Below are 12055 nucleotides of genomic sequence, written 5' to 3' on the forward strand. Positions count from 1 at the left end.
CGCAAGGGTCCGCTCCGCGCCGACAGGGGTCAATGCCGGCGCGCGGCCGCCGGCATTAGCCATTGGTCGAATGGTTGCGCGCGCCGCTCCATGCGGCGCTGCCGCAAAGTTCAGCCTGCCGATTCGGCCGGCGTCCCGGCCAGCACCGCCGCCAGTGCCTGGGCCAGCTGCTCGCCGTGCAGCGGCTTGCGCAGGAAACCGTCCATGCCGGCGGCATAGGCGCGGCTTTCCTCGTCGCCGCCGGAGCGCGCGGTGATGGCGATCATCGGCAGGCGGCCGTCCTGTTCGCGCGAGCGCACCAGGCCGGCCCACTGGAAGCCGTCGAGGCCGGGCAGGTCCAGGTCGACCAGGGCGGCGTCGAAGCGCTGGCGCTCCAGCGCTTCCATCGCGTGCAAGGCGTTTGGCACGTGTTCCACCGCGTGGCCCTGCGCTTCCAGCAGGCCGGCGATCACCGCGGCCACGGTCGGGTCGTCCTCCAGCAACAGCAGCTGCCAGCGCGGGCCTTCGCCGCCGCGTACCGCGCTTTCCACCGGCGAGGCCGCGGCCGGCAGCGGCAGGTGCACGCGGAAGCTGCTGCCCTTGCCGGGCGCGGAATCCAGTTCGATGCGCCCGCCCATCAGGCCGGCCAGCTCGCGGCAGATCGCCAGGCCGAGGCCGCTGCCGGAACCGCGCTGCGGGCTGTCCAGCTGCTGGTAGTGCTGGAACAGCTTGGCCTGGTCGGCGGCGGCGATGCCGGGGCCGGTGTCGCTGACCACGAAGACGAGGCCGTCGCCGTCGGTGTTCAAGCTCAGCCGCACTTCGCCGCGCTCGGTGAACTTCAAGGCATTGCCGCTGAGGTTGAGCAGGATCTGCCGCACGCGCACCGCATCGCCGGATACATGCGGCGGCACGTCCGCGCCCACGTGCACGCGCAAGGCGAGCCCCTTGCTCACTGCCTTGCCGCGCTGCAGGTCCGCCACGTCGAGCAGCAAGGCGTAGGGATCGAACGGTGCGGGATGGAGCTGCAGCCGCCCGGCTTCGATGCGCGCCAGATCCAGCGCGTCGTTGACCAGGGTGAGCAGCACCTCGCCGGAGTTGCGGATGGTCTGCGCATAGTGCCGCTCCGTCGTGCCGAGCGGGCGGCTCAGCAGCAGTTCCGCCATGCCCAGCACGCCGGTCATCGGCGTGCGGATCTCGTGGCCCAGCTCGGCCAGGAACTGCGTCTTGGCGCGGCTGGCGGCCTGGGCCAGCTGGTGTTCCTGGGTGATCAGCTCCAGCCGGTGGCGCTGCGCCTGGCGCCGGCGCATGGCGGCGAGCAGGGCGGCGAACAGCAGGGCCAGCAGCAGCGCATAGGCCAGCCAGGCCCACCAGCGCAACCACGGTGGACTGTCGGCATGGATCGCCAGCGCCGGCGTTTCGCCCCAGGCGCCGTCGGGGCCGGCCGCCTGCACGTGCAGCACGTAGTCGCCGCCGGGCAGCTGGGTGAAGCTGCGGTCGCCGCGCGCGCCGGTCTCCACCCAGTCGCTGTCCAGGCCGTCCAGGCGGAAGCGGTAGCGCGTGCGTTCCGGTGCAAGGTAGGTGAGCGCGCGCGCGTTGACGGTGAGATCGCGGTCGCTCCAGTCCAGCTGCCACGGCTGCGCATCCGCGGCCAGGCGCATCGTCTTGCCGCCGCGGCGCACGGTGCCGTCCTCCAGCCGCACGCGCGGTTCGCGCGAGTGCTCGCCGATGGACTCCGGCACGAAGATCGCGATGCCGTCGCTGGTCGCCGCGGCCACGCGTCCGTCGGTCAGCAGCACCTGGTTGACGTTGGTGAACTGGGCATCCGGCAGGCCTTGCTCCAACCCCGGCTCGCGCACGTTGCCGCTGGCGGGGTCGTAGCGCCACAGGCCGCTGCGCGAGAAGAACCACAGCCGGCCCAGGCCGTCGGCGTGGATGCCGAGCAGGTCGTTGAGCGGATGCTGGCGATAGATCGGGTAACTGCCGGCCGGCGCGGCGCGCAGGCCATCCAGCCGGTAGGCGCTGAGGTTCTGCTCGTCCACCAGCCACAGCTTGCCGTCGCGCAGCGCGAGGAAATTGAACGGCGTCGCCGGCACGCCTTCGATCGCCCTGGCCTGCGCATCGCCCGGCGCCCAGCGCAGCACGCCGGCGCTGGTGGCGAACCACAGCGCGCCGTCGTACAGGCGCATGTCGCTGAGCGTGAGGTCCTTGGCGTGCGGGCCGAAGCTGAGCGGCCGCGCCTTGAACGTGTCCGGGTCGTAGGCCTGGACGCCGTCGTCCATCTGCAGATACGCCGTGCCGTCGGCGCCGAACACAATGCGCTCGGCCATCGGTGCGTCCAGCTCGGTGGCTTTGTCGCCGTCGACCACGAAGCTGCCGCTGGCCGAGGCGATCCACAGCCGGCCGCGCGCGTCTTCGGCGATGCAGTTGGCGCTGCGTCCCTGCGGGATATGGAAGGCCAGATGGCGCACCTTGCCGGTGGCCAGGTCCAGGCGGTCGATCGCGCCCTTGGCGCCGGCCAGCCACAGATGGTCGCCGCCGTTGCCGGCGATGGCGTAGTAAGCGCCGGGCACGATGCTGTCCGGGTTTTCCGGCACGTGCGTGACGTACTGGAAGTCGGCCCAGCGCGGCGACAGATAGGCCAGCCCGTCGTAGCTGCCGATCCACAGGCCGCCTTCGTGGTCGCGCAGCAGCTGGGTGATGAAGCCATTCGGCAGGCCGTGGCGCTGCAGCGGGCGCGGTTCGAGATGGCGGTAGCTGCCGTCGGCTTCGCGCAGATAGATGCCGTCGTGGGTGCCGATCCACAGCCGGTGCTGCGCGTCGGCGGCCAGCGCGTAGACCAGCGTCTGCGGCAGCACGTCCGGCGCCACCGGCACCGCGCTGGACGCAGCCGGCGCCAGCGCGTACAGGCCGCGGTTGCCGGCGATGTACAGCGTGCCGTCGATGCGGGCGAGCTGGTAGATCTTCAGCGGCTTGTCGCGCGACGCATCGTCGGGGCGTTCGAACGCGACGTGGCTGAGGCGGCCGTCCGGCGCGCGCCGGTCCAGGCCCTTGCCGGTGCCGATCCACAGCGTGCCGTCCGCGTCGGCCAGCAGCGAGTACACGGTGTCCGAAGCGAGCGTGGCGGGATCGGCGGGGTCGTGGCGGAAATGATCGAAGCCGCGCCCGTCGGCGCGCATGCGGTCCAGGCCGACGTCGAAATGGCCGACCCACAGCGGCCCCTGCGGCGGCTGCGCCAGCGCGGTGACGTCGTCGCTGCCGGCCGAGGCGGGGTCGGCCGGATCGTGCCGCCAGTGCTCGAAGTTCTCGTGCGCCGCGTCGTAGCGCACCAGGCCATCGCGGCTGCCGCCCCACAGCTGTCCCTGCGCGTCCACCATCAAGGTGGCCAGCGGCGCGGCGGACAGCGAGCGCGGATCGCGCGGATCGTGCCGCCAGACGCGGAAGCGGTTGCCGTCGTAGCGCGCCAGCCCCGATTCGGTGGCTACCCACACATAGCCGCGGCCGTCCTGGGCCAGCGCGTCGATATTGCTGCTGGGCAGGCCTTCGGCCATGCCGTAGTTGCGGAAGCTCGGCGCGACCCAGGCCGGTGGCGGTGCGCCGGTTGCGGCGGCGGCCAGCAGCGTCTGCAGGATCAAAGCGGAAAACAACGGTCGGTCTCCTCGCCGGCCTGGCGGCGCTGCGCCGGAGCGGGTGGTGAATGGGCATTCGATGGCATGGCCCCGGATGCGCCCCGGCGCATCCTGCGCCAGCTTGCCCGGTCGATGATGCCGCATCGGCTGCGGGCGTGCCGTTTTCGCGTTCACACCGCTTGCACGCCGCACTAAGCTGGCGGCTCCGCCGCGCCTTGCAAAGCGAGCGCGCGGCCCTCAGTCAAAAAGCATCGTCGACGCATCGAGGCCAGCATGATCCGCGAGATTCTGAAGATGGGCGACCCGCGCCTGCTGCGTGTGGCGCCACCGGTGCCGGATGCGATGATCGGCAGCGCCGAGCTGGATGCACTCATCCAGGACATGTTCGACACCATGCACGATGCCGGCGGCGTCGGCCTGGCCGCGCCGCAGATCGGCGTGGACCTGCAGCTGGTGATCTTCGGCTTCGACCGTTCCGAGCGTTATCCGGACGCACCCGCGGTGCCGCGCACCATCCTGCTCAATCCGGTGATCCTGCCGCTGTCGCAGGACATGGAAGAAGGCTGGGAAGGCTGCCTGTCGGTGCCCGGCCTGCGCGGCGCGGTCAACCGCTACACCATGATCCGCTACCAGGGCATCGACCCGAAGGGCGAGAAGATAGACCGCGACGCGCAGGGCTTCCATGCGCGCGTGGTGCAGCACGAATGCGATCACCTGATCGGCCGGCTGTATCCCTCGCGCATCACCGATTTCGGCAAGTTCGGCTTTACCGAAGTGCTGTTCCCGGGCATGGACCCGGGCGCGGACGACTGAAGCGCGTTCAGCCCGCGCGCTGCCACGCGCTCCACGGCCGCCCGCGTGGGGCGCGCCGTTCCGCCAGCGGCGCTTCCGGCAAGTCGAACCAGAACGTGCTGCCGCGCCCCGGCGCGGAGCGCAGGCCGATGTGCGTGCCGAGCAGGCGCGCCAGGCGGTCGCCGATGGTCAGGCCCAGCCCGTAGCCGTCGCGGCGCGGGTTCTCCGTATCGGGCAGCTGCACGAATTCCTCGAAGATCTGCTGCTGGTGGTTCTCGGCAATGCCGGGGCCGTTGTCGCGCACCTCGATGCGCACGGCGTGGTTGCGCCGGCGCGCGGCGATCAGCACGCGGCCCATCGGCGCATTGGCGATGGCGTTGCTGGCCAGCTGCAGCAGCAGGCCGGCGGCCAGTTCCGCGTCGCCGTGGAGACGGTGGTGGCTGCCGTGCCAGGTCAGGGTGACGCCGCGGCGGGCGGCTTCCTCGGCCAGCCAGGTGCGGTCGTGCAGGAACAGTTCCGCCGCGCTGAATTCGGCCGGGCGCACCACCACCACGCCGGCATCCAGGCGCGAGATTTCCAGCAGGCCTTCCAGCAGTCGCGTCATCGAGGCCACGCTGGTGCGCATGTGCGTGAGCAGGGCCTGCTGGTCCTGGTCGGGGCCGGGGTTGAAGTTGGCGGCGAACAGCTGCAGCGCCTGCAGCGGCTGGCGCAGGTGATGGTTGACCAAGGCAATGAAGCGCGACTTGCCGCGCGCGGCGGCATGGCGCTGGCGCATCACGTCCTGGCGCGCCGAGCGCCAGGCGCGCGGCCAGCCGTCCGCCAGGGACAGTTCCAGCGCGCGTTCCAGTTCGCCGAATTCGCGGGTGGAGGCCGTCACCGCCAGCGGCGGCAGGCGGTCTTCCTCCAGCGCGCGGCGCAGTTCGGCCAGCGGCCGCAGCACGTGGCGGCGCAGCGACCAGCGCGCCAGCCAGGCCAGCAGCAGGATGCCGCAGGCGCACAGCGCGCCGAGCAGCCAGGTGACGGCCTGGGCGCGGCGCACGGGGCCGAGCTCGGCCTGCGCGGTCAGCAAGGGGCGGTTGCCGGCGGTGCCGGCCAGCTCGCGGCGGTAGTTGCCGGCGTCCTGTTCGGGCAGGGCGCTGCCGCTGTTCCATGCCGGGCCGTCCGGATAGCTCAGGGTCACCTGGCGCAGCAGGCCGTCGCGGCGGGCCTCGTCCAGGATGCCCTGCGGCGCGGCCAGCGCCTGATCCACCGCCAGCGCGCCGGCCAGCTGTTCCACGCGCAGGGCGGCGCGGGCATCCGCCCGTTCGCCTTGCATGCCGGCTATCTGCGAGGTGAGCACGGCGACCAGCACCAGGGAGGCGAGGGTGGCGGGCAGTACCGCATCCAGGAGCAGCCGGCGCAGAAGGGATTCGCTGGCCATCGGCTCAGCCTCCGCCGGCGGGGCGCCGGCCGGGCTGGCCGCCAAGCAGGGCTGGAGCAGGGCACTGCGGCAGGGGCACGGCTGGAGTCGTGGACATGAACGGTCGCGGCAGCGGTTGATGGCGGGGCGCGGCGGGCGCCTTGGTGCCGGTCCATGGCATGCGGCCACTCTAGGCGAGCCCGTACGGCCATTCGATACGCTGTTCGAACTAGCTTCTCGGCGTATGGACCGAAGATGTGACGAAGCCGTGCATGACGCGGCCATGTTTTGCGGCTACCGTGCCCGGCCAGGGGCCCGCCGGGCCCGTCCTCGAGGCTCTGGAGATCGCCATGTCGACCCGTTTCCGTCCGCTGTTCGCGCTGTCCCTGCTGTGTCTGGCCGCTTCCGCGGCCGCCGTCGAACTCCCGGCCAACCTGCCCAAGCGCAAGGCCGGCCTGTGGGAGATGCAGATGGGCATGGCCGGCGGCCAGTCGCAGACCATGAAGGTGTGCCTGGACGAAGCCACCGACAAGGCGATGTACCAGATGGGCGCGCAGATGAGCGGCTCGATGTGCAGCAAGTTCTCGCTTGCCGTGAAGGACGGCGCCGTGGTCGCCGACGGCGTGTGCAGCCTGCCCGGCCCGCAGGGCAACGTCACCATGACCAGCCACAGCGAAACCCGCTTCCAGGGCGACAGCTCCTACAGCACCACCGGCCACGTGAAGTACGACCCGGCCGTGATGGGCCACAGCGAGGCCGACGTCAGCAGCAGCGGCAAGTGGGTCGGCGCCTGCGCCGCGGGCCAGAAGCCGGGCGACATGATTCTGCCGAACGGGCAGAAGGTGAATATCAACGACATGGCGGCGGCCAGGTAGGTTGGGGTGAGCCGCAGGCGAACCCCAACAGGAGCTTGGGGTTCGCCTCACCGGACATCATCGCCATCACCTGCGTAGGTTGGGGTTCGCCTGCGGCTCACCCCAACCTACGGCGACGAAATCGCCAATCGCTTCACCAGCGCCCGGTGGTCGTCATCCAGCTTCTTCAGCCGCGCATCCAGCGCCGCGCTGTTCACCCACTGCGCACCCAGCGCGCGCCGGCGCTCCAGCGTGTAGGCGATGTCCGCGAACGGCACCAGGGTGTCGTTGCCGGCGGGGGCGAAGCCGCTGATGTCGTGGATCAGCTTCAGCCTGGCCAGCTCCGCCGCGCCGTTCTTGCCCTTGGCATAGCCGGTGAAGAACGCGGCGATGCGCTGGCGCAGCTCCGGCGGCAGGTCGGTGCGCATGATCACCACCGCGTGCGGGATCAGGCTGGACTTCCACAGGATGCGCAGCCGCGCGTACTGCTCGGGGAAGCGCTGGGCGAAGCGCTCCAGGTCGGCGGTGTTGTTGGTGGCGAGGTCCGCCTCGCGGTTGGCCACGGCCAGCGCGTTGTTCTGGTGGTTGTCCACCGCGACGCTGGCGAAGAAGGTGTCCGAATCCAGCCCGCGGCCGGCGAACAGCTGGGTCTCCGGCACCACATAGCCGGACACCGACAGCGCCTCGCCGCGCGCGTAACGCCAGTGCCCGGGCTGGCGGAAGATGTCGTCCACGCCGCGGATCGGCGAGTTCTTCTCCACCAGCAGCACCGAGTAATAGCCGCGCGAACCGTCGCCGCGGGTGAGCTGGGCGAACACGCGCATGCGGTCGCGCGCCACCGCGTCCAGGGCCAGCTTGCCCGAGACGAAGGCCAGGTCGATGCGGTCCTCGGCCAAGGCTTGCGCCAGGCCTTCGTAGGTGCTGACCGACAGCGGCCGCACATGGCGGTGCAGGCTGTGCTCCATGTCGTCCAGCATCGGCCGCCAGGCTTCCAGCGACTCGGACGGCCCGCCGATGGGCAGGATGCCGAAGATGAGCGGGCGTTCCTCCGGCGCCGGCGCGGCGGCGGCGAAGCCGCTCAGCAGGCCGGCGAGCAGCGCCAGTGCGCGCGCAAAAAAGCGCACCTTGGCCGGTAGCGACCGGCCATGCCGTAAGCCTGCGGACCGTCCCTCGCGCAACGCTTTTCTCCCCCGGCGGTCGGCGAAACGGGTCGCCGTGTCGGGGCGGCTCCTCCACCCCGGATGGGGCCGAAGCATACGCCATGGGCGGCGCGCCGGAAGCGGAGCGCCGCACGCTGGCCGCACGGAAGATTCAAAGCCCGCTGATGCGCCGCGAGGCCACCACCGCCTCAACGCGGTTGCGCACGTTGAGCGCGCGGAAGATCGCCGCCAGGTGGATCTTCACCGTGCCCTCGCTGATGCCCAGGTCGCGCGCGATCAGCTTGTTGGGCTTGCCCTGCGAGAGCAGGCGCAGCACGTCGATCTGGCGCTCGGTGAGCAGCTTGCGCAGCCGCTCCTCCAGCGAGTCGATGCCGTTGGACGCGCCGGGCGGCGGCGGTACGGCGACGTGCCGTTCGTCCAGCATCATCGGCGGCACGTAGGTGCCGCCGGACAGCACCAGGCGCACGGCCGACAGCATCACCTCGGGCGAATACGCCTTCGGGATGAAGCCGCGCGCGCCGGCGGAAAGCAGTTCCTTCATCAGCGCAGGGTCTTCCGAGCCGGACAGCACGATCACCGGCAGCCCCGGCAAGGCGCGAATGGTCTCCAGCAGATGCGCCGTGCCGTGCGCGCCGGGCATGGCCAGGTCGATCAGGGCCAGGCGCAAGGTACGCGCGTCTTCGCTGCGGATCAGGTCGCGCAATTCGTCCACATCCTGCGCTACCGCGAAATCCGTCTCCGGCCCTAGCTCGGCGAGCTTGAGCTTGACTCCTTCGACGATCAGCCGATGGTCGTCCGCGATCAATATCCGCATGTCGCTCCCCATGGCGCCGGCATCCTCCCGTCCCTCGCGGCGCGCGCCAGCAACATAGTGCCAGTGCTTACCCGTCGCAACCGCGTTCTGATTCGCCATATGGCCTAGACGCTAGGTGATAGGGGCGTGAACCCCCCGGTGGAGATCGGCATGCCCCGGCCGGTCACGCGCAAGGTCACCATCGCCTCGCGCAGCTGCTCCGGCGAGACCGGCTTGTACAGCACCGGAATCCGCGCGGCCATGATGGCGCGCAGGCGGTCGCTGCGCGTCTCGCCGGTGATCAGCAGGCGCGGGAACGGTTCGAAGCCCAGCTCGGCATAGCGGCGATCCAGTTCGGCCAGCACGTCCAGGCCGCTCTCGTTGTCGCGCAGGCGCAGGTCGGACATCACCAGGTCCGGCGGCGTCACCCAGGTTTCCATTGCCTCCAGCGCCTGCACGCGGTCCTCGGCCACCGCCACGTCGCAACCCCAGCTGCGCAGCAGATAGCGGATGCCGGAAAGGATCGCCGGCTCGTCGTCGATCACCAGCACGCGCATGCCGGAAACGTCCAGCGCCGCCTCGTCCACCTCCATGCGGGTGGGGTGCTGCGGCGGCACTTCCGGCAGGTGGAAGCTGAAGACGCTGCCGCGCGCCGGCGTGGATTTCAGCAGCACGCGCGTGTCGAGCAGTTCGGCCAGGCGCTGCACGGTGGCCAGGCCCAGCCCCAGCCCGCGGCGCGGGCCCGAATCGTGTTCGCCGCTGCCGTGGTGGTCGACGCGGTAGAACTCGTCGAACACGCGCGCCTGGTGTTCCGGCTCGATGCCGCTGCCGGTGTCCCACACGTCGACGCGCACGGTGCCGTCCTGGCGGCGGCGCGCCACCACCAGCACGCCGCCTTCGTGCGTATAGCGCAGCGCATTGCTCACCAGGTTGTTGAGGATGCGCGCCAGCATGGTGCGGTCGCTGCGCACCCACAGGTGCGTGGTGCGCATCACCAGGCGCAGGCCGTGCTGCTCGGCGATCATGCGGAAGTTGCGGCTGACTTCCTCGAACACGTGGTCGAGCGGGAACTCGCTGATCTCGATCTGCATCGCGCCGGTTTCCAGGCGCGACAGGTCCAGCAGCTCGCTGAAGAGATGGTCCAGCGCTTCCACGCATTCCTGGATGTGCGCGATGCGGTCCAGGCGCACCGGGTCGCGTTCGTCCACCGACAGCGAAGACGAGAACAAGGTCAGCGCGTACAGCGGCTGGCGCAGGTCGTGCGAGGCGGCGGCGAGGAAGCGCGCCTTGGCCACGCTGGCGGCTTCCAGCGCGGCGTTCTTGCGCGCCAGTTCCACCGTGGCGTGTTCGATTTCCTGCTCCATGCCGCGCTGCACGTCGAACAGCGCGGCGGCGGCGCTGTTGAAGCCGCGCTGCAGTTCGCCGATTTCGTTTTCGTCGGTGACTTCCACTTCCACGCGGCGGTCGCCGCGCCCCAGCTTGTGCACCGCGCCGGCCAGGCGGCGCAGCGGGGCGCTGATCCAGCGCGCGGCCTGCCAGCCGATCACGCCGGCGATGAACAGCGCCAGCGCCAGCGCGATCAGCGCATTGCGCAGGCTGGCGCGTTGCGCGGCGATCGCCTCGCCCAGGCTCAGGTCGATCAGCACCGAGCCGAGCGCGGGCTGCAGCGGCTGGTCGCCGTCCTTGACGTCGCGCACCACGGTCAGCACGTCGCGCGAGTGCGGCGCGGCGTCGCCATGGCTGTCGGCCAGGATCTCGCCGTCGGCGGCGCGGATCTGCACGTGCACCACGTGCGGCAGGTTGCCGACCGATTCGGCGATGCGCTTGAGATCGCGCCGCTGCATGTTGCGGATCGCATCGGCGGATACCGAGGCGGCCTGCGTGGCGATGGCGTCGGCGGTGCTCTGCGCCATGCCGCGCAGCGTGTTGAGCTGGTAGCGCGTGAGCATCACCACCAGCAAGGCGGCGGTGACCAGGGTGGGGACCAGGGCGATGAAGGCGAGGCGCTGCATCAGCGACGTGCGCCGCCACAAGCGTACCGTCCAGTTCGCCCCCGCGACGACCATTTGGCCATTCCCCATGCGGCGCGCGGCGCCGGCGCGCTGAGCCTAGCGCGAAACGGGGGTGAGGGAGCTAGTCGGCTTGAGGAGGTAGCCCGGATGCCTGTCGCGAAGCTGTGCCGCCGCGGTGCAGCCGCCCGCGGAGCATCCGTTCGAGCAGCAGCGGCAGCAGCGCGAGCAAGGCGATGCAGCCCAGCGAAAGCAGGATCTTCGGCTGCAGCAGCACCGAGGTATCGAAGCGGCCATGCGTGCGCGCAAGCGCTTCGCCCAGGCCCGCGCCGATGGAGGTTTCGAAGATCAGCGACACCGTGCCGCCCAGCCAGCTCGCGCCGAGGAACAGCCACAGCGGACAGCGCAGCCAGGCCAGGCACACGGTGATCAGCCCGAACGGTGCCACCGGCACGAAGCGCAAGAACATGGTGTAGGCCACCGGATGGCGCTCGAAGCCATGGTGGATGCGCTCGATCAGCGCCGGCGGATGGCGGCTGCCGTTGCCGAAGGCGTAGCGGCTGGCCAGGAACAGGATCAAGGTGCCCAGGGTGAGCCCGACCGACGCATACGCGGTGCCTTCCAGCGTGCCGAACACGAAGCCGCCGGCCATGATGATCAGCACTGTGCCCGGTACGCCGGTGGACATCGCCAGCGTCAGCACGCCGATGAAGACGATGCGGCTCAGCCAGGGGCTGTCGGCGACCTGGGCGCGCAGCTGCTCCTGGTGCGCCACCAGGCGTTCCGGATGCAGCTGGTCGAAGGCGCCGGAAAAGAACAGCACGACGCCGGCCAGCACCAGCAGGAGCAGCGGCAGCGCGGCGCGCAGGCGGCTCATCCGGTGGCTCAGTAGCTCTGGCCGCGCGCGCCGTAGGCGGCCAATACGGCGCGCGCCTCGTCGCGCAGGATGTCGCGGCGCACGGCGATGCCGCGGCGTTCCAGCTCGCCCACCCAGTCAGCCGGCAGCGGGCCTTCGTCGAACGCGGTCAGCTCCATGACGTCTTCGGCGCGCGCGCCGATCAGCAGCTCGTCCACGCCGGCCCACACGGTGGCGCCGTAGCACTGGCAGCACGGCTGCGCGCTGGTGGCCAGGATGTAGCGGCCGCCGTCGCCGTTGAGGCGGAAGCTGGCCATGCGCTGCTGCGCGGCCATGTAGGCCATCATCTCGGCGTGCGCCACCGAGCAGGACTGCGGCACCACGCGGTTGACGCCGACCGAGATGACGCGGCCCTGGCCGTCGAACACCGCGGCGCCGAACGGGCCGCCGAGGCCGTGCTCGATGTTGTGGCTGGACAGCTGGATGGCCAGGTCCACGCGTTCTTCGTCGGTGAGGTAGCGCTTGCCGGTGTCGACCAGGTCGCCCAGCCACGGCGGCAGGGTCAGGTGGATCTGCAGCGGCAGCAT

The 12055-nt window shown here is 70.8% G+C and carries 9 protein-coding genes; 2 read left to right on the plus strand and 7 right to left on the minus strand.

Translation table 11 applies throughout. From position 1 onward, the window contains the following. Positions 1 to 110: 110 nt before the first annotated feature. Positions 111 to 3623 carry a hybrid sensor histidine kinase/response regulator gene (locus FHW85_RS07285; protein ID WP_168647833.1) on the minus strand — a complete coding sequence of 1171 codons (3513 nt, stop codon included), beginning with the start codon at positions 3621 to 3623 and terminating at the stop codon, positions 111 to 113. Positions 3624 to 3878: 255 nt separating this feature from the next. Between FHW85_RS07285 and def the strand changes: the two genes are divergently transcribed. Continuing rightward, positions 3879 to 4418, plus strand: a complete 540-nt coding sequence (gene def, locus FHW85_RS07290) for a peptide deformylase (protein ID WP_168647834.1) — start codon at positions 3879 to 3881, stop codon at positions 4416 to 4418. A 7-nt stretch (positions 4419 to 4425) separates the two neighbouring features. Here def and FHW85_RS07295 read toward each other — a convergent pair whose 3' ends face one another. Then, positions 4426 to 5817 carry a HAMP domain-containing sensor histidine kinase gene (locus tag FHW85_RS07295; RefSeq protein ID WP_168647835.1) on the minus strand — a complete coding sequence of 464 codons (1392 nt, stop codon included), beginning with the start codon at positions 5815 to 5817 and terminating at the stop codon, positions 4426 to 4428. Between the two features lie 329 nt (positions 5818 to 6146). Between FHW85_RS07295 and FHW85_RS07300 the strand changes: the two genes are divergently transcribed. Further along, entirely contained in the window at positions 6147 to 6671 is a 525-nt protein-coding gene (locus tag FHW85_RS07300; protein ID WP_168647836.1) for a DUF3617 family protein, read from the plus strand. A gap of 107 nt (positions 6672 to 6778) precedes the next feature. Here the strand turns inward: FHW85_RS07300 and phnD are convergent, their stop codons facing one another. The 5 genes from phnD to FHW85_RS07325 all read right to left on the minus strand — a co-directional run bounded on the left by phnD (position 6779) and on the right by FHW85_RS07325 (position 12055). Then, the gene (phnD, locus tag FHW85_RS07305) at positions 6779 to 7774 is read right to left on the minus strand and encodes a phosphate/phosphite/phosphonate ABC transporter substrate-binding protein (protein ID WP_343203636.1); all 996 of its coding nucleotides are present in this window, start codon (positions 7772 to 7774) and stop codon (positions 6779 to 6781) included. Positions 7775 to 7961: 187 nt separating this feature from the next. After that, complete coding sequence (locus FHW85_RS07310) at positions 7962 to 8624, minus strand: response regulator transcription factor (RefSeq protein WP_167258344.1); 663 nt, start codon at positions 8622 to 8624, stop codon at positions 7962 to 7964. Between the two features lie 104 nt (positions 8625 to 8728). Continuing rightward, positions 8729 to 10669, minus strand: coding sequence for a hybrid sensor histidine kinase/response regulator (locus FHW85_RS07315; RefSeq protein ID WP_168647837.1), 1941 nt, complete (start codon positions 10667 to 10669; stop codon positions 8729 to 8731). Between the two features lie 67 nt (positions 10670 to 10736). Then, entirely contained in the window at positions 10737 to 11489 is a 753-nt protein-coding gene (locus FHW85_RS07320; RefSeq protein ID WP_167258348.1) for a VTT domain-containing protein, read from the minus strand. Positions 11490 to 11497: 8 nt separating this feature from the next. Next, positions 11498 to 12055, minus strand: coding sequence for a nucleoside deaminase (locus FHW85_RS07325; protein ID WP_167258389.1), 558 nt, complete (start codon positions 12053 to 12055; stop codon positions 11498 to 11500).

It is taken from the genome of Dyella sp. SG609 (assembly GCF_012275375.1).
Classification (GTDB): Bacteria; Pseudomonadota; Gammaproteobacteria; order Xanthomonadales; family Rhodanobacteraceae; genus Dyella_D; species Dyella_D marensis.